The sequence below is a fragment of the Streptomyces sp. SID14478 genome, from assembly GCF_010548525.1.
Taxonomy (GTDB): Bacteria; Actinomycetota; Actinomycetes; order Streptomycetales; family Streptomycetaceae; genus Streptomyces.
In genome coordinates, this window is the sequence record NZ_JAAGMG010000068.1 from 1 (window position 1) to 17,234 (window position 17,234).

Sequence of the window (17,234 nt, forward strand, 5' to 3'; positions counted from 1 at the left end):
GATCCTGGGGGCGGTGCGCGCCCGGCGCCCGACAGGCACGCGGTGCGGCCGGGCCGGTTCAGGCGTGCGGGGTCCCGCTGCCCGCCCGTACCGCGTCCGTGCCCCAGCTCGCCAGCAGCCGCAGCGCCTCCGCGGACGGCGAACCCGGCTCCGCGTGGTACACGGACAGGAACTGTCCGTCGTCGTCCGGCAGGTGCAGCGTCTCGTACGACAGCGTCAGCTCACCCACCAGCGGATGCCGCATCCGCTTCACGCCGTGCCCCTTCTCCTTCACGTCGTGCGTCGCCCACAGCTTCCTGAACTCCTCGCTCTTGACGGAGAGTTCACCGACGAGCGCCGACAGGTCCGGGTCGTCCGGGTGCTTGCCCGCGTACAGCCGCAGGTAGCTGACCATGTCGGACGCCTTCGACTCCCAGTCGCGGAACAGCTCCCGGTAGTCCGGGTTCAGGAACGTCAGCCGCGCCCAGTTGCGCTCGCCGGGCGGCATCGTGCCCCAGTCGCCGAACAGGGCCGCCGCCATCCGGTTCCAGGCGAGGATCTCCGAGCGCGCCCCGCCGATGTACGCGGGCACCCCCTCCATCGAGTCGAGGAGCTGCCGCAGCCCGGTGCGCACCTGCTGGCGCCGGGGCGCCCGGTGCTTCCTGCGCTGCTGCCTCGGCTTGGCCAGATGCGTGAGGTGCGCGTGCTCGGCGTCGGTCAGCCGCAGGGCGCGCGCGATCGCGTCGAGCACCTCCGACGACACATTGCGCCCGTTGCCCTGCTCCAGGCGTGTGTAGTACGCCACCGAGACCCCGGCGAGCTGGGCCAGCTCCTCGCGCCGCAGCCCCGGCACCCGGCGGGCCCGGCCCACCACCGCGATCCCCACGTCCTCGGGCTTGATCCGGGCCCGCCGCGAGCGCAGGAACTCGCTGAGCTCGGCCCGCTGGTCGAGGCCGTCGGGCCGCTCGGGGCTGCCGGGGGAGTCGGGGATGGCGTCCATGTCTCCAGTATTCCCGGTCCTACGACCGGGAGCCTGACCCCGTCAGTAGTAGGACCACTGGACGTACGCAAAGCGGTGACCTGGGTGAACAGAGTCGGATCGGGCACGCTGGTGACCATGACCACGACTGTTGCCGCATACGCCGCGCCCAGCGCCAAGGCTCCGCTGGAGCGCACCACCATCGAGCGCCGCACGGTCGGCGAGCACGACGTACTGATCGACATCAAGTTCGCCGGTATCTGCCACTCCGACATCCACCAGGCCCGCGAGGGCTGGGGCGAGGCCATCTTCCCGATGGTCCCGGGCCACGAGATCGCCGGTGTCGTCTCCGAGGTCGGCTCCGGCGTCACCAAGTTCAAGGTCGGCGACCGCGTCGGCGTCGGCTGCATGGTCGACTCCTGCCGCGAGTGCGAGAACTGCAAGAACGGCCAGGAGCAGCACTGCACCGCCGGGAACGTCGGCACGTACAACGCCGTCGGCAAGGACGGCGAGGTCACCTACGGCGGCTACTCGCAGAAGGTCGTCGTCGACGAGGCCTTCACCGTCCGCATCCCCGAGGGCCTGTCCCTCGACGTGGCCGCGCCGCTGCTCTGCGCCGGCATCACCACGTACTCCCCGCTCAAGCACTGGGGCGTGGGCCCCGGCAAGAAGGTCGCCGTGATCGGCCTCGGTGGCCTCGGCCACATGGGTGTCAAGATCGCCCACGCGCTCGGCGCCGAGGTGACCGTCCTGTCCCAGTCGCTGCGCAAGAAGGACGACGGCCTGAAGCTGGGCGCCGACCACTACTACGCGACCAGCGACGAGAAGACCTTCCAGGAGCTGGCGGGCACCTTCGACGTCATCCTGTCGACGGTCTCCGCCCCGCTGGACTTCGGCGCCTACCTGGGCCTGCTGAAGACGGGCGGCGCGCTGGTGAACGTGGGCGCCCCCGAGGAGCCCATCGCCCTCAACCTGTTCACCCTCATCGGCGGCAACAAGACCCTGGCCGGCTCGATGATCGGCGGCATCGCAGAGACCCAGGAAATGCTCGACTTCTGCGCCGAGCACGGCCTGGGCGCCGAGATCGAGCTGATCGAGGCGAGCCAGATCAACGAGGCGTACGAGCGCGTCGTCAACTCGGACGTGCGCTACCGCTTCGTGATCGACACGGCGACGATCTGATCGCCTGAGGTCCGAGCGTTCCAGGTCAGCGCGCCCGCGGGGCGTACGGCCCGAGGGGCGTATGACCCATGAGGTAATCGACGCCCTCCCCGGGCTCCGGCAGGATCCTTTCCATCCCGCCGGACCCGAGGAGGGCTCCCTCATGACCGCCTACGTGATGGCCGTACTGCACACCACGGACACCCCGCACCCGGACGTGATCACCTACATCGAGCGCGTCCAGCCCACCTTCGAGCCCTACGGCGGCCGCTTCCTGGTGCACGGCAAGCCGGGCGAGTGGGTGGAGGGCGAGCGGCTCGGCGGCATCGTGATGATCGAGTTCCCCGACCTGGAGCGGGCCCACGCCTGGTACGCGTCCCCCGCCTACCAGGAGATCCTGCCGATGCGCACCGACCACCTGCCCGGCAGCCTGGTGTTCCTGGACGGGGTGGCGCCGGGGTACGACGCGGCGCGCACGGCCGCATCGATGCGCGGGGCGTAGGACCAAGGGCCCACCTGCCCGGTCCCGCACGGCGGATGCGGCCCGGCACCGCTGATCCCTAGCGTGGCTGCCACCGATGAAGGAGGCGCCACCGTGCCCGTAGAGCTGAACCACACCATCGTCACCGCCCACGACCAGGAGGCGTCCGCGCGCTTCCTCGCCGACCTGCTCGGGCTCAGCGTGGGGCCGCCGGACGGTCCGTTCACCCCGGTGGAGGTCGCGAACGGCGTCACGCTCGCCTACTACGACCGCGAACTCGACGAGTCCGTGCCGGGCCCCCGCATCACGCCCCAGCATTACGCGTTCCAGGTCGCGGACGAGGAGTTCGACGCGATCCTCGGCCGCATCCGGGCCGCGGGCCTGCCGTACTGGGCCGATCCGCACCACCGGACGCCGGTCGAGATCCGCACCAGGGACGGCAGCCGCGCCGCCTACTTCGAGGACCCGAACGGCCACAACATGGAGATCCTGACGGCCGGTTGAGCCGTACGCTCCCTCGCCCTGTCGCCCCCCCGGCCGAGCGCGCCACGGACCCGCCGACGGGCCCGACTGCCAGGGGACTTGGGCTAAGGGGCCATTCCGCCCCGCACCAGCCCCACGATCTCCTCGTCGCTCAACCCGAGCCGGCTCCGCCCGCCTACCCCCGCGCCACCTGCGCCGCGCAATAGTCCCGCACCTTCGCGTACCGCTTCGCCGGGTTGCCGTAGTACGACCACGGGGGCGTGCCCGCGTAGCCGTCGGAGTGGCGGAACTGGGTCAGGGCCTCGGCGTAGCGGTTCTGGGAGTAGAGGAAGTGGCCCAGCATGTGGCGGGCCGGTGGGAGGCGGCGGTCGTGCGGGTTCTTCTCGTGCGCCGCGGCCACGTCGGCCAGCGCGGCGTCGGTGGCGGCGACGATGTGCGGGCCGCGGTAGTACTCGCCCGGGTTGAGGTCCTGGTGGCTGATCTCGTACTCGAAGTAGGCGGTCAGGACGACCGTCGACAGGAGGTCGCCCGGCGTGCTCTTCGCCGCGGCCGCCCTGCCGAACGCCTCGGCCTCCTCGTGCGAGCCCCGCCACTTCGCGCACCAGTACTGCAACGCCGCGTGGTGGGCGGCCAGGTGGTGCGGGTCCCGCTTCTCCACCTCGGCCCAGATCTTCTCGAACGCCTCGTGCGGATAGCCGAGGCCCATCGCGAGCGGCATCTCCGCGACGAAGGGGCACGGGTCGTCGCCCGCCACCGCCTGCGCCGCGCCGAACGCCTCGCGGGCCTGGCCGAGGACCCGGTGGAAGCCGTCGAACTGCTCACGGGTGGTGCCCTGGGCCTGCGCGTTGCCGCGGATCTCCCAGGCCAGGTAGACCAGGGAGCGGGCGTGGACGAGCGCCGCGTCGGGGTCCTCGCGCCGTGCCGTGCGCCAGGCGAGCAGCCAGCCGTCGTCCTTGACGGCCTCCTCCGCGAGGAGGCTGGAGCGGCGGTCGCGCTCCTGCCAGTCGCGGCCCGCGTCGGCCAGGTACCGGGCCGCTTCCTGCCACGTGCCCGCGCGCACCGCCGCCTTGACCTGCTCGGCCGCCGCGTCGGGAGCCATGGCCTCGTCGCTGTCGATCTGCTCGACGGGGACGAGGCCGAACTGCGCTGCCGCCGCCGCCAGTTGGCGGTCGTCGAAGGAGCCGAGGCGGTTGGGGTTCTTCCCGCGCCGGTTCAGCAGGTTCCGTATGAGGGCCATCAGATCGTTCCCTGTGCTGTGTCGATGACGGCGTCCGGGACGCGGTCCGGTGGGGTGAGCAGGCGGCGCAGGCCGGAGGTGTCCGGCACGTCCGCCACGGCCGCGTCCAGCGCCCGCAGGAGATCCTCCGCGTGGGCGTCGGGCAGCCGCAGGACGGCCGAGTCCGTCCAGGACAGTTCGAAGTGGGCGGCGCCGCGTGCGATCAGCTCGGTGGCGGTCAGGTCGGAGAGCATGCCGCGCAGCCGAGGCCGGGCGAACTCGCGGGCGGCCCGGCCCGTGGCGGCCTGCGCCTCCTGCGACTTGGGCAGCCGCTCCGCGATCTGCCACAGCGCGCCCGACTCGATCGCCGTCAGCGTCGCGTCGAGCGAACCGTCGCCGCCGCTCACGTCGCGCACCGCCTGGCGCAGCGGCTCCGCGGACCGGTCGGCGTACGCCGCCATCGACTCGTGCACGAGCTGCGGCCAGTCGGCGGTGCGGCGCATGCCCAACGCCTCGGGGGTGAGCGAGGCCTGCTCCAGGGCCGCGAACGCGGCCGCCGGGTCGCCCAGGAGGGCGAGCGCGGGACCGGACGCGGCGTGTACGCGGCCGTCGTCGGGGAGCTGCTCGATGCGGGCCACCCGGTCGGCGATCGGCGGGTGCGTGTCGTAGGGGGAGGGCTCCTCCTCGGGCAACTGCCGCCGCAGCTCGTCCAGTTCGGCGGAGCGTGCGGCCAGGAGATGGCGCAGGCCGCCGTAGACCTCACCCTGCGGCGGCAGCAGGCCCGCGCCCGCGCCGAGCGTCGCGTACGAGTCGAAGTAGAAGCCGAACGCCGCGTCGAGGACCGGGATCTCGCGCAGCGCCGAGGCCGTCGCGGTGCGGCCCGCGATGCGCACGGCGGCGAGGTCGGCGGCGTACTCCTGGCGGCGCATCGTGCCCCGCATGACGCGCACGTAGAACATTCCGTACCAGACGAAGGGACGGGCGGCGATGCGGTAACTCGCCCCGGCGTAACCGGTGTTGACCTCGCGCGCCGACTTGCCCTTGGCGAGCCGCTTCGCCTGCTTCTCCTCCGCCTTGGCCCGCTCCGCGGAGACCTTCGCCGCCGAACGCCCGAGGAGCGTGCCGACGGTGCGGGAGATCTGCTCGAAGCCGCGGCGGTTGATCGCGCCGAGCCGCGTGTCGGCGTTCGAGTAGTGGCCGAACTCGTGGGCCAGTACGCCGATGAGCTGCGCCTCGTCGAGACCGGTCAGCAGCGGCGCGCCGATCAGCAGGACGCGCCGGCCCGGGAGGAGGCCGAGCAGCCGCGACTTCTCGTAGACGGCCGCGTTCACGTGCGGTACGAGATAGATCTCGCCCGGGGCGCGGGTCCCGGTCTGTTCGGCGAGGTCGCGCACCGCGGCCCACAGCCGCGGCTCCTGGCGCTCGTCGACGCGCAGCCCGTCGGCGGGCGGCTCGAAGCGCGGGCCGCGCACCGCGAACATGCCCTGCAGGATCGGCACGGCGACGATCACCGTCAGGAAGAGCAGCTTCGCGCCGGCGCCGCCGTGGCCGCCGGCGATGATCCACCAGTCGAACGCGCCCAGCGCGCCCAGCATGACGAACCCGATCAGATAGAAGCCGAGCAGCAGCACAAGAGCGCGCACGGCGCGCAGAGTTGAGCCCATCGGGCGGTTCCCCCCACGGGAATGAGAAAGCCTCGGACCGAGGTCTCGAAGGACAAGGTCACGAAGAAGACGTCGCGAAAATACGTGTGGGGGGAACGGGAGTATGGCACAGCCATCGGCACCCCCGCTGAACAGGGGGGAACAGGCCTGTGGCCGGGGCCGCGACGGCTCAGTGCCGCAGCGTCGCCGGGCTCCCGCCGTTCGCCTCGTACCCGGCCACCGCCAGCGCCCGGTACACGGCGTACGAGGCCGCCGGGTCGGACTCCGCGGTCCACGGGATCGCGCCCACGTGCCCGTCGACCCGCACCAGTTGCTCCATCGCCTCGGCCCAGCGCTCGCTGCGCACCAGGAAGAAGACCAGCAGGTGGCGCACGTGCGAGAGCATCGGGTCGTTCGGGCGGGCGGCGGTCACCGCGAACAGCGCGCCGTGCAGCGCCTTGGTGACGACCTCGCTCTGGTAGAAGCCGCGCACCAGATTCAGGTCGGGCATGTGCTCGTACAGCGCGAAGAGGGGGAGCGCGGCGAGCAGGGAGCCCCGGGGGGCGCGGGCCGCGGCGGCCTCCGCGAACGCGAACGCCTCCTCGCGCGAGCCGTGCCACTTCTCCGTCCAGTAGCGCAGGCCGGCCAGGTGCGCGCCCATGTGCCCCGGCGCCGTGTCCAGGATCTTCAGCCACACCTGCTCGAACTCGGACTGCGTGTAGCCGAGGCCGCGCGCCACCGCGAGGTGCGTGATGTGCGGGACCGGGTCACCGGGGGCCAGCAGCGCCGCCTGTTCGCAGGCGCCCCGCGCCTCCTCCAGGATGATCCGCTGCTCGTCCGCGGTGCCCCCGTTGCGCCAGGCCTGCTGCACCAGGAACTCGGCGAAGACCTGTGCCCCGCCCGCGTCCTTCGGCTGCTGCGCGCGCCACGCGTGCAGCCACCCCGCGCCCAGCCGCGGCGTCTGCTGCAGCTCGATCGCGGCGGCCCCGGCGATCGCCTGCACCCGCTCCCAGCGGGTCTCGGTCTCCTTGCCGGTCCCGGCGAGCAATTGCGAAGCCGCGGTGAAATCCTGATTGCGCTGCACGACGGCCATCACGTCCAGCAGGTCCCGGTCGGGGCCCGGCAGCCGGACGTCGAGCTCCTCCTGGCGCAGGAAGCCGTAGTCCGCCGGGTCCGCGGCGTCCGGGGATCCCGGGGCCACCTGACGGATCCCGCCCCCGCCGCGCCGCCGCAGCATCACCACCCAGGCGATCATCAGGACGGCCATCAGGACCCAGAGAATTCCCATACCTACAAAGCTAACCGAGGTCGCCCGTCGTCTCCGGCGCACTACTCTCGGGCGGCATGAGCGACACGCACAGCAGCCAGCACGGACCCCGCGGGTTCGAGACCACCGCCATCCACGCCGGGAACACGGCCGACCCCGTCACCGGCGCCGTCGTCCCGCCGATCTACCAGGTCTCCACGTACAAGCAGGACGGCGTCGGCGGCCTGCGCGGCGGCTACGAGTACAGCCGCAGCGCCAATCCGACGCGTACGGCCCTGGAGGAGAACCTCGCCGCACTCGAAGGCGGGCGGCGCGGGCTCGCCTTCGCCTCCGGCCTCGCCGCCGAGGACTGCCTGCTGCGCACCCTGCTGAGCCCCGGCGACCACGTGGTCATCCCGAACGACGCGTACGGCGGCACGTTCCGGCTGTTCGACAAGGTCGTCTCGCGGTGGGGCGTGCAGTGGTCCGTCGCCGACACGAGCGACGTCAACTCGGTGCGCGCCGCGCTCACCCCCCGGACGAAGGCCGTCTGGGTCGAGACGCCCTCGAACCCGCTGCTCGGGATCACCGACATCGCCGCCGTGGCCCAGGTCGCCCGGGAGGCGGGCGCCCGCCTCGTCGTGGACAACACCTTCGCGAGCCCGTACCTGCAGCAGCCGCTCGCGCTCGGCGCGGACGTCGTCGTGCACTCGATGACGAAGTACATGGGCGGCCACTCGGACGTCGTCGGCGGCGCCCTCGTCGTCGACGACGCCGCCCTGGGCGACGAGTTGGCGTACCACCAGAACGCGATGGGCGCCGTCGCAGGCCCCTTCGACTCCTGGCTGGTGCTGCGCGGCATCAAGACGCTGCCGGTGCGCATGGACCGGCACGGCGAGAACGCCACGCGCGTCGCCGAGATGCTCACCCGCCACCCCCGCGTCACGAAGGTCCTCTACCCGGGCCTGCCCGACCACCCGGGCCACGAGATCGCCGCCAAGCAGATGAAGGCGTTCGGCGGCATGGTGTCCTTCCGGGTCGAGGGCGGCGAGGACGCGGCGGTCGAGGTCTGCAACCGGGCGAAGCTCTTCACCCTCGGCGAGTCCCTCGGCGGCGTCGAGTCCCTCATCGAGCACCCGGGCCGCATGACGCACGCGTCCGTCGCGGGCTCGGCCCTGGAGGTCCCCGCCGACCTCGTGCGCCTCTCCGTGGGCATCGAGTCGGCCGACGACCTGCTGGCCGACCTCCAGCAGGCGCTCGACAAGAAGTAGCGCGCGCTCACCAGCCGGTCAGGGGTGGAGTCGTCTCCGAGGGCGGCTCCACCCACGGGCGCGCCGTCGCCGCCCACACCAGGAACACCACCGCGGCGACGGCCAGCACCAGCCACAGCAGCCGCCACGCGGCACGCCGGCGCCACAGCGCGCGCCCGCCCCTGCGCATCGCCTCCGCGCACAGCTCGTTCGGCACCGCCGGCGGCGGCGCGGCGTCGAGCACCGCGCGGACCGTCGCTTCCTTGCGTTCCTGAAGGCTCATGGCGTTCCCGAAGGGTTCATACCGGCGCCGTTCCCCGCAGCTCGGCGGGCGCGGGGCCGCGCGGCGGATGCAGGACGAGGGCCATCGCGCGCGCGTGCAGACCCCGTACGCGCTCCACCGGCAGCCCGAGCAGCGCCGCCACCTGCTCCTCGCCGATGCCCTCGAACAGCCGCAGGACGAGCACGAGGCGTTCCTGCGGGGTCAGCTGCCCCAATACGCCGCCGCGCCCGCGATGTTGGTGCCACGCCCCGCGCGCGAAGCGGACCGCCAGGTCCTTGCGGGCGCAGTCGTAGGGGTCCTCGCCCCGCAGGCGGTCCCAGGAGGCGTACGTACGGGCGAGGGCGGCAGTGAGGAGCGCCCGGGCGCGCGGGTTGGCGTCGTGCGGTTCGGCGGTGAGCAGGGTGGCGGCATGCAGCAGCCGCCCTGCCGCGCCCGCGACGAACGCCTCGAACTCCCGGGCCCGGCGGGCGTTCCTCGACGCCTGCCGTTCGCGCACGCTTCATATGAGGCCCGCCGCGGCCCCCCGGTCAAGAGGCGGGAGCCGCGGCGGTGCGCCCGGGGGCGCGGAGCCTCAGGAGTCGGCCGGTGCCGCCGGCTGTCCCGACTGGCGCGCGGACAGGGCGGTGTTGAAGCGCGTGAGGAGCGCGCAGAACTGCTCGCGCTCCTGTGGCTCCCACTCCTCCGTCAACTGAGCCATCAACTCCTGCCGCGAGGAGCGCACCTCGTCCAGGCGGGCCAGGCCGCGCGGTGACAACTGCAGCACCACGGCGCGGCCGTCCTCCGGGTGCGAGGTGCGCTTGACGAGACCCGTGTCGACGAGCGGGGCGACCTGGCGGGTCACCGTCGAGGAGTCGATCCCCATGCTCGACGCGAGCGCCTTGACGCCCATCGGGCCTTCCTTGTCGAGACGGTTGAGCAGCAGATATGCGGCGCGGTCCATCGAATTGCGCACTTGCCCGACCCCGCCGAGCCGGGTCTGTTCGGCACGACGGGCGAAGACCGCCACCTCGTGCTGCAGCGATTCGAGGAGGCCGGTGTCGCCGGCGGTCGTCATGTCCATCGTTTCCTGTGGTGTGGGCATGGCCGGGGGCTCACTTCATGCGAGGGTGGTGGATTGCACTGGATTGGGGCACAGGGTACGCGGGGAAAGCGCTGGCCGTCCCTGCGCTGCGCAATCCGGTCTCGGAGCGTGAACATCCCGAGAGACGTACGGCGTGAGCTGCGAGACTCGGGTCATGAGCTACAGCGCGTCCGACTCCTTGCCCCGCTCTCTGCCCGCCGTGACCCTCGACGACGTCCGCGGCGCCCAGAAGATGCTCTCCGGAGTGGCGCGCGTGACGACGATGGCGCACAGCCACCACCTCTCCCAACTGCTCGGCACACCGGTCCACCTGAAGTGCGAGAACGTCCAGCGGACCGGCTCCTTCAAGCTGCGCGGCGCGTACGTGCGCATCGCGGGGCTGCTGCCGGAGGAGCGGGCGGCCGGGGTCGTCGCCGCCAGCGCGGGCAACCACGCGCAGGGCGTGGCCCTCGCCTCCTCGCTCCTCGGCGTGCGCTCCACGGTGTTCATGCCGGTCGGCGCGCCGCTGCCGAAGGTCGCCGCGACCCGGGACTACGGCGCCGAGGTGCGCCTGCACGGGCAGGTGGTGGACGAGACGCTGGCCGCCGCCCAGGAATACGCCGAGCGGACGGGCGCGGTGTTCATCCACCCCTTCGACCACCCGGACATCATCGCCGGACAGGGCACGCTCGGCCTGGAGATCCTGGAGCAGTGCCCGGAGGTGCGCACCGTCGTCGTCGGCATCGGCGGGGGCGGGCTCGCGGCGGGCGTCGCGGTCGCGGTCAAGGGGCTGCGGCCCGACGTGAAGGTGATCGGCGTGCAGGCGGCGGGCGCGGCCGCCTACCCGCCCTCGCTGGCGGCCGGGCACCCGGTGTCGATCGCGGCCCCGGCGACGATGGCCGACGGCATCAAGGTGGGCCGCCCCGGCGACGTGCCCTTCACGCTCGTCCGCGACCTGGTCGACGAGGTCCGTACGGTCTCGGAGGACGCCCTGTCCAGCGCGCTGCTGCTGTGCCTGGAGCGCGCCAAGCTGGTCGTCGAACCGGCGGGCGCGAGCTCCGTGGCGGCGCTCCTGAGCGAGCCGGAGACCTTCGAGGGCCCGGTGGTCGCGCTGCTGTCCGGGGGCAACGTCGACCCGCTCCTGATGCAGCGCGTCCTCACGCACGGCATGGCGGCCGCGGGCCGCTACCTGTCGCTGCGGCTGCGCCTGACCGACCGGCCCGGCGCCCTGGCCACGCTCCTCGGGGTGCTGTCCGTGGCGGACGCCAACGTGCTGGACGTGGGTCACGTACGCACCGATCCGCGGCTCGGGCTCACGGAGGTGGAGGTGGACCTGCACCTGGAGACCAAGGGGCCCGCGCACTGCGCCGAGGTCGGCGCTGCCCTGCGCGAGGCGGGCTACACGGTCATCGACTGACCGCCCGCCGCTCACCGACCGGTTCCCCGGCTCCCACCGCCCCGTTGCGGAAAACTGCTTGAGAAGACGCGATACATCGCGATACCGTGTGGCTCGCGTCACTCGTTCGCCGGGCACCGACGACCCGAAAAATCTAGACTTTCCACTCATAGGCACCACACAGGTAGAAGCACCCACACCATGGGGGACCACATGCCAGGCGCCATCTACGCCGAAGGTCTGGTGAAGACCTTCGGCGACGTAAGGGCACTGGACGGCGTCGATCTGGACGTACCAGAAGGCACCGTCCTCGGACTGCTCGGACCGAACGGTGCGGGCAAGACCACCGCGGTGCGCTGCCTGACGACACTGCTCACGCCGGACAGCGGCAAGGCGGTCGTCGCGGGCATCGACGTCCTGAAGCATCCGAACGAGGTGCGGCGCTCGATCGGCCTGTCCGGCCAGTTCGCCGCGGTCGACGAGTACTTGACCGGCCGCGAGAACCTCCAGATGGTCGGCCAGCTCTACCAGATGCGGGCCAAGGAGGCGAAGCTCCGCGCGGTCGAACTGCTGGAGCGGTTCCACCTCACGGACGCCGCCGACCGCCCCTCCAAGACGTACTCCGGCGGCATGCGCCGCCGCCTCGACCTCGCGGCCGCACTCGTCGTCTCCCCGCCGGTGATGTTCATGGACGAGCCGACCACCGGCCTCGACCCGCGCAACCGGCAGCAGCTGTGGGAGGTCATCCAGGAGCTGGTGGCCGGCGGCACGACCCTCCTGCTCACCACCCAGTACCTCGAAGAGGCCGACCACCTCGCGCACGACATCTGCGTCGTCGACCACGGCCGCGTCATCGCCCGCGGCACGTCCGACCAGCTCAAGGCGCAGACCGGCGGCGAGCGCGTCGAGGTCGTCGTGCACGAGCGCGAGCACATCGACCCGGCCGCCGAGGTGCTGCGCGGCTTCGGCAAGGGCGAGGTCACGGCCGAGAGCCACACCAGGAGGCTGACCGTGCCCGTCTCCGGCGGCGCCAAGCTGCTCGCCGAGGTGATCCGCGAACTGGACGCGCGCGGCATCGAGATCGACGACATCGGGCTGCGCCGCCCGACCCTGGACGACGTGTTCATCTCGCTGACGGGCCACGTGGCGGAAGAGGCCGGAGAAGCGGGCCAGGACGAGCAGGAGGCCGCCGCATGAGCGCCGTCACCGAATCCGTGCGCACACCCCGCGCCGCGGGCGGCCTCGGCCAGTCCGTCCGCGACTCCCTGGTCGTCGCCAAGCGGAACCTCATCCGCATGACGCGCATCCCGGAGATGCTGCTCTTCGGAGTCATCCAGCCGGTGATGTTCGTGGTCCTGTTCACGTACGTCTTCGGCGGTTCCATGAGCGTCGGGGGCTCCACCGACCCCGACGTCTACAAGAACTTCCTGATGGCCGGCATCTTCGCCCAGACCGTCACCTTCGCCACGGCCGGCTCCGCCGCCGGCATCGCGGACGACATGCAAAAGGGCCTCGTCGACCGCTTCCGGTCGCTGCCGATGGCCCGGGGCGCGGTACTGACCGGCCGCACCGTGGCCGACCTCGTGCAGACGTCCATCACGCTGCTGGTCCTGGCGATCGTCGCGCTGATCGTGGGCTGGCGCACCGGATCGAACGACCCGACCAACGTCGGAAAGGTCCTCGGCGGCTTCGGCCTGCTCCTGCTGCTCGGCTACGCGTTCACCTGGATCGGTGCGCTGATCGGCCTGTCGGTGCGCACGCCCGAGGCGGCGACGTCGGGCGGGATCATCTGGCTGTTCCCGGTGACGTTCATCTCGAACGCCTTCGTGGACACCGGCATGATGACGCCGTGGCTGCGGCACGTCGCGGACTGGAACCCGTTCAGCGCCACCGTGCAGGCGTGCCGCGTGCTCTTCGGCAACCCAGGGGTCTCGCAGTCCCCGGCCTGGCCCATGCAGCACCCCGTCTGGGCCTCGCTGATCTGGTCCGTGCTGATCATCGTGGTCTTCCGCACCCTCGCGGTGCGCAAGTACCGGGGCGCGACGGCCTGACGCGCGGACCCCGCACACGACGAGGCCCCCGCAGCAGCAGCTGCGGGGGCCTCGCCCGTGTCCCGAGCGGCGTCAGCCGTTGTACGGCTCCGCCTTGAGGATCTTGACCGAGGCGAACTTGCCGTTCGGCAGCTCGTACTCGGCGTCCTCGCCGACCTTCTTGCCGTTCACACCCGTGCCGAGGGGCGACTGGGGCGAGTACGTCTCGATGTCGGAACTGGCGTACTCGCGCGAGGCGAGCAGGAACTCCATGGTGTCGTCCTCGTCGCCGTCGAAAGCGATCGTGACCACCATGCCGGGCGCGACCACCCCGGTCGCGGCGGGCGCCTCACCAACCTTGGCCTTCTCCAGGAGCTGGGTCAGCTGGCGGATGCGGAGCTCCTGCTTGCCCTGCTCCTCCTTCGCCGCGTGGTACCCGCCGTTCTCGCGCAGGTCCCCCTCCTCGCGCGCAGCCGCGATCTTCTGCGTGACTTCCTCGCGCGCGGGACCAGACAGGTACGCCAGCTCGTCCCTGAGCTTGGTGTACGCCTCCTGCGTCAGCCAGGTGACGTCTTCGCTGGTCTGGGTCACAGGTCGCTCCTCGTAGGTACTGGGAATACAAAGCATCGCCCTACCCAGAAGGATGTTCCCTCTCAGGTGGGCGAAACCACGAGCCTAACAATTCCGCTGCCGCAGGGGGAGGACATAAGGCATCAGTTTTACGTCAACGCAGGTCAGTGCAGTTCACGTCAGGTCGACCCGGTTCAGTCGGCGTGACAGCCGACGAGTTCCGCGGTGGTGCCCCTGCCACCGGTGGTGCGCAGCGTGACGACCTTGTCGATCCGGTCCTCGTGCGCCGTGAAACGGAAGTCCGCGCGGCCCACCTCGGCCTGGTCCTCGCCCTGCGAGCGGATCGTGCAGTAGCCGCTCGTGCCGGGGTCCTTGCGGATCTCCAGATGGACCTTGACATGGTCGTCGTACGGCTGGAAGGCGATCACCTCGCCGCTGAACCTGCTGCCCCCGGCGACGTAGTACCAGCCGAACCAGCACATCATCGCGGCGAAGAGGGTGCCCAGCACGATCGCGGCGATCTTCAGCTTCCGGTCGGCGCGGGCGTCGGCGGAGCGCGAGGATCCGTAACGGCCCTCGGGCAGCTGCTGCACGGCGCTCATCCGCCAGTTCCTCTCGCCTCGCCCGCCGACATCGGGGCACCGGAATTTTCCGCCCCCCGGTTCGGTCACTATAGAAGCCTCCACTCGTCACCCGACCGCCACCCCACAACGACGCCCCTGCGAGGTGGCAGCATGTGATTCATGCGCCGGACGAACCCAGGGCGCCCTATTCACCGAGGATCTTGTCTTGACTGAGCAGCTGCGACTGATGGCCGTTCACGCCCACCCCGACGACGAGTCGTCGAAGGGCGCGGCCACCATGGCCAAGTACGTGTCCGAGGGGGTGGACGTGCACGTCGTGACCTGCACGGGCGGCGAGCGCGGCTCCATCCTCAACCCGAAGCTCCAGGGCGACAAGTACATCGAGGACCACATCCACGAGGTCCGCCGCAAGGAGATGGACGAGGCCCGCGAGATCCTCGGCATCAAGCAGGACTGGCTGGGCTTCGTCGACTCGGGCCTGCCCGAGGGCGACCCGCTGCCGCCCCTGCCCGAGGGCTGCTTCGCCCTGGAGGACGTCGACGCCGCCGCCGGGCGCCTGGTGCGGCAGATCCGTTCCTTCCGTCCGCAGGTCATCACGACGTACGACGAGAACGGCGGCTACCCGCACCCCGACCACATCATGACCCACAAGATCACGATGGTGGCCTTCGACGGAGCGGCCGACGCCGAGAAGTACCCGGAGGCCGAGTTCGGCCCGGTCTTCCAGCCGTCGAAGCTCTACTACAACCAGGGCTTCAACCGCCCCCGCACCGAGGCGCTGCACCACGCGATGCTCGACCGGGGCCTGGAGTCGCCGTACGCGGACTGGCTCAAGCGCTGGGACGAGTTCGGCCGGGTCGAGCGCACGTTGACCACGCACGTGCCCTGCGCCGACTTCTTCGAGATCCGTGACAAGGCCCTGATCGCGCACGCCACGCAGATCGATCCGGACGGCGGCTGGTTCCGCGTCCCGATGGAGATCCAGAAGGCGGTCTGGCCCACCGAGGAGTACGAGCTGGCGAAGTCCCTCGTCGATACGTCCCTCCCCGAGGACGACCTCTTCGCGGGCGTGCGCCAGAATGCCTGATGTGACTTCGAATCTGGCATTGACGCATCTCGTCCCGCTGGCCGCCCAGGAGGTCGACGAGAACAAGGTGACCCCGGGTGTGCTCGGGTTCATCGTCTTCGCGGTGATGGCCCTGGCCGTCTGGGGGCTGATGAAGTCGATGAACAGGCACATGCGCAAGGTCGACTTCAAGGAGAAGGGCGCGGACTCCGCCGCCCCCGCGCCCGGCGACGACGCGCGCAGCTCGGCCTGACCCGACGGCGCCGCCGTGGCCGGTGACCGGGTCCTTCCCGCCCTCGGCCCGGTCCGGGCAGGGGGGACCCCGACCGCGCCCCGCCGATGAGTTTCGGCGGCGTCGCGGGTCGTACGGGTATGAACCCTGTGACGAGCACTGAGACCAGCCTTGTGATGATGCACGCGGTCGTCTCCGTGGACGGCTTCATCGCCGACCCCGAGGACCAGGTGGGCCCGCTGTTCGACTGGTACGGCAACGGCGAGTCGCCGCTGGGCGACGACGGCGGCTTCCGGGTGTCCAAGGCGTCCGCGGACTACACCCGGCCCCTGTGGGACAGCCTCGGCGTGACCGTGATGGGCCGCAACCTCTTCGACTACACGAACGGCTGGGACGCGAAGCCGCCGGCCGGCGAGCACGTCGTCGTGGTCTCGCACCGGCCCCGGCCCGCGGACTGGCACCCCGAGGCGTCCCACTACCACTTCGCCACGGACGTGCCCGAGGCCATCGCCAAGGCCAAGGAACTCGCCGCCGGCCGGACCGTGGCGCTCACGGCCGGCGACATCGGCGGCCAGGCCTTCGCGCTCGGCCTCGTCGACGTGGTCGCCATGGACGTCGCCCCCGTCTTCTTCGGCAAGGGCAAGCGCTATTTCGGCTCCGCCGACGCCCAGCAGCTCCTGGAGGACCCGCACGTGGTGATCCAGGGGAACCGGGTGCTGCACCTGCAGTACCGGGTGCGCACGGCGTAGCGGCGCCGCGTCCGCTCAGCGACCGGCCGCGCCGACCACCACCCCCATCACGTCCCGCGCGTGCCGGTTCGGCACCATGCCGAGGCGCCAGGCCTGCCAGCCCGCGTCCAGCTCGACACCCCGCTCCAGCAGCAGCCCGTACGCCTCCACGTAGTCGTCGAGCTTGCCGTCGCGGGTGGGGTTGGGGGTGCGGGAGAGCTGGGCCAGCTCCTCCTGGGCGACCGCCGCGCCGACCTCCGAGCCGCCGGGGGAGGCGTAGGGGAGGAAAGTGCAGCGCAGGAACACCGCCCAGTCCTCGCCCCTGCGGTCGCCGTACGAGGCGAACAGCGCCGCCGCTTCCTCGCACAGGGTCATCGCCTGGGCGAGCCGGGCGTTGCCCGCGTCGACGACCGCCAGCTCCAGGCACGTCCACGCCTCGCCGTGCGCGACGCCGATGCGCTGGAAGTCGGCGCGGGCGTCGACGAGGAGCTGGCGGGCGAAGCCGGAGTTGCGCAACGACCCCGTCTGCGCGGCCCGTTGGTCGCGGGTGACCCGCGCCGAGTGGTGGCGGGCGCACGCCAGGCCGTAGACGTCGCGCATCCGGGAGAACATCGTGCGGGACCGCTCCAGCTCGCGCACCGCCTGGTCGAGGTTGCCGGTCTCCTCCAGGGCCTGGCCCAGGTAGTAGTACGTCCAGGCCTCGCCCCGCGCGTCCTCGTTGTCGCGGTGCCGCGACACCGCCTGGCGCAGCCCGTCGACGGCCGCCGACGCGTCGCCGTCGACGAGGCGGGCGCGGGCCAGCTGGGTCATCGCCCACGCCTCGCCGCGGCCGTCGCGCGTGCGGCCG

20 protein-coding genes are annotated in these 17,234 nt (G+C 71.7%); 10 read left to right on the top strand and 10 right to left on the bottom strand.

The features are described from left to right. Window positions 1–58: 58 nt before the first annotated feature. Window positions 59–979, bottom strand: coding sequence for a helix-turn-helix transcriptional regulator (locus G3I40_RS02190; RefSeq protein ID WP_164300435.1), 921 nt, complete (start codon window positions 977–979; stop codon window positions 59–61). A 117-nt stretch (window positions 980–1,096) separates the two neighbouring features. Between G3I40_RS02190 and G3I40_RS02195 the strand changes: the two genes are divergently transcribed. From G3I40_RS02195 to G3I40_RS02205, 3 genes are all read left to right on the top strand, one after another. After that, window positions 1,097–2,140: an NAD(P)-dependent alcohol dehydrogenase gene (locus tag G3I40_RS02195; protein ID WP_164300436.1), complete on the top strand. Its 1,044-nt coding sequence runs from the start codon at window positions 1,097–1,099 to the stop codon at window positions 2,138–2,140. Between the two features lie 142 nt (window positions 2,141–2,282). Beyond that, the gene (locus G3I40_RS02200) at window positions 2,283–2,621 is read left to right on the top strand and encodes a DUF1330 domain-containing protein (protein ID WP_164300437.1); all 339 of its coding nucleotides are present in this window, start codon (window positions 2,283–2,285) and stop codon (window positions 2,619–2,621) included. A 93-nt stretch (window positions 2,622–2,714) separates the two neighbouring features. Further along, window positions 2,715–3,104 carry a VOC family protein gene (locus G3I40_RS02205; protein ID WP_164300438.1) on the top strand — a complete coding sequence of 130 codons (390 nt, stop codon included), beginning with the start codon at window positions 2,715–2,717 and terminating at the stop codon, window positions 3,102–3,104. Window positions 3,105–3,258: 154 nt separating this feature from the next. On the opposite strand, the gene G3I40_RS02210 is transcribed toward G3I40_RS02205, so the two are convergent. The 3 genes from G3I40_RS02210 to G3I40_RS02220 all read right to left on the bottom strand — a co-directional run bounded on the left by G3I40_RS02210 (window position 3,259) and on the right by G3I40_RS02220 (window position 7,230). Beyond that, window positions 3,259–4,320 carry a hypothetical protein gene (locus tag G3I40_RS02210; protein WP_164300439.1) on the bottom strand — a complete coding sequence of 354 codons (1,062 nt, stop codon included), beginning with the start codon at window positions 4,318–4,320 and terminating at the stop codon, window positions 3,259–3,261. Further along, entirely contained in the window at window positions 4,320–5,942 is a 1,623-nt protein-coding gene (locus G3I40_RS02215) for a M48 family metalloprotease (protein WP_343244798.1), read from the bottom strand. Before G3I40_RS02215 ends, G3I40_RS02210 begins: the two co-directional genes overlap by 1 nt. Before the next feature lie 190 nt (window positions 5,943–6,132). Then, the gene (locus tag G3I40_RS02220) at window positions 6,133–7,230 is read right to left on the bottom strand and encodes a hypothetical protein (RefSeq protein ID WP_164300441.1); all 1,098 of its coding nucleotides are present in this window, start codon (window positions 7,228–7,230) and stop codon (window positions 6,133–6,135) included. Window positions 7,231–7,286: 56 nt separating this feature from the next. On the opposite strand from G3I40_RS02220, the gene G3I40_RS02225 reads away from it, so the two are divergent. Further along, complete coding sequence (locus G3I40_RS02225) at window positions 7,287–8,459, top strand: cystathionine gamma-synthase (protein WP_164300442.1); 1,173 nt, start codon at window positions 7,287–7,289, stop codon at window positions 8,457–8,459. A 7-nt stretch (window positions 8,460–8,466) separates the two neighbouring features. On the opposite strand, the gene G3I40_RS46830 is transcribed toward G3I40_RS02225, so the two are convergent. From G3I40_RS46830 to G3I40_RS02240, 3 genes are all read right to left on the bottom strand, one after another. Beyond that, window positions 8,467–8,721 (bottom strand): hypothetical protein, encoded by a 255-nt coding sequence (locus G3I40_RS46830; RefSeq protein ID WP_164300443.1) that lies wholly within the window; start codon window positions 8,719–8,721, stop codon window positions 8,467–8,469. Between the two features lie 16 nt (window positions 8,722–8,737). Then, the gene (locus G3I40_RS46835; RefSeq protein ID WP_164300444.1) at window positions 8,738–9,217 is read right to left on the bottom strand and encodes a sigma factor-like helix-turn-helix DNA-binding protein; all 480 of its coding nucleotides are present in this window, start codon (window positions 9,215–9,217) and stop codon (window positions 8,738–8,740) included. 75 nt (window positions 9,218–9,292) lie between these two features. Then, complete coding sequence (locus G3I40_RS02240) at window positions 9,293–9,781, bottom strand: MarR family transcriptional regulator (RefSeq protein WP_164300453.1); 489 nt, start codon at window positions 9,779–9,781, stop codon at window positions 9,293–9,295. Window positions 9,782–9,956: 175 nt separating this feature from the next. Between G3I40_RS02240 and ilvA the strand changes: the two genes are divergently transcribed. The 3 genes from ilvA to G3I40_RS02255 all read left to right on the top strand — a co-directional run bounded on the left by ilvA (window position 9,957) and on the right by G3I40_RS02255 (window position 13,228). After that, window positions 9,957–11,198 (top strand): threonine ammonia-lyase, encoded by a 1,242-nt coding sequence (ilvA, locus tag G3I40_RS02245; protein ID WP_164300445.1) that lies wholly within the window; start codon window positions 9,957–9,959, stop codon window positions 11,196–11,198. A 192-nt stretch (window positions 11,199–11,390) separates the two neighbouring features. Continuing rightward, the gene (locus G3I40_RS02250) at window positions 11,391–12,374 is read left to right on the top strand and encodes an ATP-binding cassette domain-containing protein (protein WP_164300446.1); all 984 of its coding nucleotides are present in this window, start codon (window positions 11,391–11,393) and stop codon (window positions 12,372–12,374) included. After that, window positions 12,371–13,228 carry an ABC transporter permease gene (locus G3I40_RS02255; RefSeq protein ID WP_164300447.1) on the top strand — a complete coding sequence of 286 codons (858 nt, stop codon included), beginning with the start codon at window positions 12,371–12,373 and terminating at the stop codon, window positions 13,226–13,228. The genes G3I40_RS02250 and G3I40_RS02255 overlap by 4 nt, the downstream gene beginning before the upstream one ends. Before the next feature lie 72 nt (window positions 13,229–13,300). Here G3I40_RS02255 and greA read toward each other — a convergent pair whose 3' ends face one another. Both greA and G3I40_RS02265 read right to left on the bottom strand, forming a co-directional pair. Continuing rightward, complete coding sequence (gene greA, locus G3I40_RS02260; RefSeq protein WP_164300448.1) at window positions 13,301–13,798, bottom strand: transcription elongation factor GreA; 498 nt, start codon at window positions 13,796–13,798, stop codon at window positions 13,301–13,303. A gap of 173 nt (window positions 13,799–13,971) precedes the next feature. Continuing rightward, window positions 13,972–14,379 carry a DUF4307 domain-containing protein gene (locus tag G3I40_RS02265; RefSeq protein ID WP_164300449.1) on the bottom strand — a complete coding sequence of 136 codons (408 nt, stop codon included), beginning with the start codon at window positions 14,377–14,379 and terminating at the stop codon, window positions 13,972–13,974. Between the two features lie 187 nt (window positions 14,380–14,566). Here G3I40_RS02265 and mca point away from each other — a divergent pair, with 187 nt between their 5' ends. The 3 genes from mca to G3I40_RS02280 all read left to right on the top strand — a co-directional run bounded on the left by mca (window position 14,567) and on the right by G3I40_RS02280 (window position 16,408). Continuing rightward, the gene (gene mca, locus G3I40_RS02270) at window positions 14,567–15,448 is read left to right on the top strand and encodes a mycothiol conjugate amidase Mca (RefSeq protein ID WP_164300450.1); all 882 of its coding nucleotides are present in this window, start codon (window positions 14,567–14,569) and stop codon (window positions 15,446–15,448) included. After that, a complete protein-coding gene (locus tag G3I40_RS02275) occupies window positions 15,441–15,680 on the top strand; it encodes a hypothetical protein (RefSeq protein WP_164300451.1) in 240 nt (79 codons plus the stop codon). The genes mca and G3I40_RS02275 overlap by 8 nt, the downstream gene beginning before the upstream one ends. A gap of 158 nt (window positions 15,681–15,838) precedes the next feature. Continuing rightward, window positions 15,839–16,408 (top strand): dihydrofolate reductase family protein, encoded by a 570-nt coding sequence (locus G3I40_RS02280; RefSeq protein ID WP_164300454.1) that lies wholly within the window; start codon window positions 15,839–15,841, stop codon window positions 16,406–16,408. A gap of 15 nt (window positions 16,409–16,423) precedes the next feature. Here G3I40_RS02280 and G3I40_RS02285 read toward each other — a convergent pair. Then, window positions 16,424–17,234 (bottom strand): tetratricopeptide repeat protein (locus G3I40_RS02285; RefSeq protein ID WP_164300452.1); only part of this gene is annotated, 811 nt, incomplete at its 5' end.

Bases quoted from the DNA above. Each gene is read 5' to 3' on its own strand.
- G3I40_RS02190 (WP_164300435.1), bottom strand. From the start codon at position 979: ATGGACGCCATCCCCGACTCCCCCGGCAGCCCCGAGCGGCCCGACGGC.
- G3I40_RS02195 (WP_164300436.1), top strand. From the start codon at position 1,097: ATGACCACGACTGTTGCCGCATACGCCGCGCCCAGCGCCAAGGCTCCG.
- G3I40_RS02200 (WP_164300437.1), top strand. From the start codon at position 2,283: ATGACCGCCTACGTGATGGCCGTACTGCACACCACGGACACCCCGCAC.
- G3I40_RS02210 (WP_164300439.1), bottom strand. From the start codon at position 4,320: ATGGCCCTCATACGGAACCTGCTGAACCGGCGCGGGAAGAACCCCAAC.
- G3I40_RS02220 (WP_164300441.1), bottom strand. From the start codon at position 7,230: ATGGGAATTCTCTGGGTCCTGATGGCCGTCCTGATGATCGCCTGGGTG.
- G3I40_RS02225 (WP_164300442.1), top strand. From the start codon at position 7,287: ATGAGCGACACGCACAGCAGCCAGCACGGACCCCGCGGGTTCGAGACC.
- G3I40_RS46830 (WP_164300443.1), bottom strand. From the start codon at position 8,721: ATGAGCCTTCAGGAACGCAAGGAAGCGACGGTCCGCGCGGTGCTCGAC.
- G3I40_RS02240 (WP_164300453.1), bottom strand. From the start codon at position 9,781: ATGGACATGACGACCGCCGGCGACACCGGCCTCCTCGAATCGCTGCAG.
- ilvA (WP_164300445.1), top strand. From the start codon at position 9,957: ATGAGCTACAGCGCGTCCGACTCCTTGCCCCGCTCTCTGCCCGCCGTG.
- G3I40_RS02250 (WP_164300446.1), top strand. From the start codon at position 11,391: ATGCCAGGCGCCATCTACGCCGAAGGTCTGGTGAAGACCTTCGGCGAC.
- G3I40_RS02255 (WP_164300447.1), top strand. From the start codon at position 12,371: ATGAGCGCCGTCACCGAATCCGTGCGCACACCCCGCGCCGCGGGCGGC.
- G3I40_RS02265 (WP_164300449.1), bottom strand. From the start codon at position 14,379: ATGAGCGCCGTGCAGCAGCTGCCCGAGGGCCGTTACGGATCCTCGCGC.
- G3I40_RS02275 (WP_164300451.1), top strand. From the start codon at position 15,441: ATGCCTGATGTGACTTCGAATCTGGCATTGACGCATCTCGTCCCGCTG.
- G3I40_RS02280 (WP_164300454.1), top strand. From the start codon at position 15,839: ATGCACGCGGTCGTCTCCGTGGACGGCTTCATCGCCGACCCCGAGGAC.